General features: G+C 44.6%; 1 protein-coding gene. It reads right to left on the reverse strand.

Translation table 11 applies throughout. The features are described 5' to 3' along the window. The coding region (locus R7P72_RS25775) for a histidine kinase dimerization/phospho-acceptor domain-containing protein (protein ID WP_318111077.1) at nt 1–1,082 on the reverse strand (1,082 nt) is incomplete at both ends.

Genomic DNA, 1,082 nt, shown 5'->3' on the forward strand with positions numbered 1-1,082 from the left:
TATGGGGAATGGCGAGTTCGAAAACTCTACATGTCCCTGCTCTATCTTGGAGTAATCAAGAATCTCGTTCAGTAGCGTCATCATGTGATCACCAGAATCGTATAGTGTACTAAGGTGTTTTCTTTGTTCGTCCGTTAACGGCGTTTTGAGCAGGATTTGAGCGGTGCCGAGTACCCCATTCATCGGCGTACGGATTTCATGCGACAAAGTGGCAAGAAAAGCAGTTTTGGCATTTGTCGACGCTTGGGCTTTCACTCTCTCTTGTTCGAGGTAAATGGTCTTCTCGTTGAATTTGGTAATGAGATGGCCGATTTCGTCCTCACTTCCGTAATCGATATCAATGATCCCGCCAGTTTTGGAATCATCAATTTTTGTAGCGATTCGTACGATAGGTTCGACAATGTATCGGTTAAGTAAATAGTACCCAACGAGAACGCATAGCAATAAGAATGGGATGATGCCGCCTTCAACACTCATGACTTGCTCGAACACTTGATCTGCCACTTTCGCCTTAGCATTGACAACTTCTAGCTTCCAATGAAATTCACCAAAATCGAGTTTACTAATGTACATTTGTTTGGTGATTTGAAAGTTGTGTTCGATGATGACATTCGAGTTAGCATCTCGAATGACCACACCCAAAGAGTATTGGTTGGTGTGCTCACGAATGAACTGGAACAAGGCCTCCAAAGAAAGGTCGACCGTCACAACGCCTGCAAACTCTCCATTTCTATAATACGGCGCAGAGGCGGTAATCATTTGAACTTGAGTGAAAGTATCAATATACACCGCAGACCAACTCACCGTGCCTGACGATTGTTCAGCGGCTGCGCGATACCACGGCTCATTGTCATAACCGCCAGATTCTGGATTGTTGTATGAATGAATCTGATCGATGTTCCCCTCACTGTTCTTGTTAAAGAACAAACTGGTAAACCGCCATCGTTCTTCTTTGAGTTCTGGTTTGGGCCACAATCCACCGCTGACGATGATCTCATCGCTTAATCTTAAAATCTGAGGGATGGTCGACTTAAGGGAATCGCTTTGGTTTGAGCTTTGCGCAAGCCCAACTAAGCTATTCA

This window comes from Vibrio sp. Vb0888, assembly GCF_033338835.1.
In the GTDB taxonomy this organism is placed as follows: Bacteria; Pseudomonadota; Gammaproteobacteria; order Enterobacterales; family Vibrionaceae; genus Vibrio; species Vibrio alginolyticus.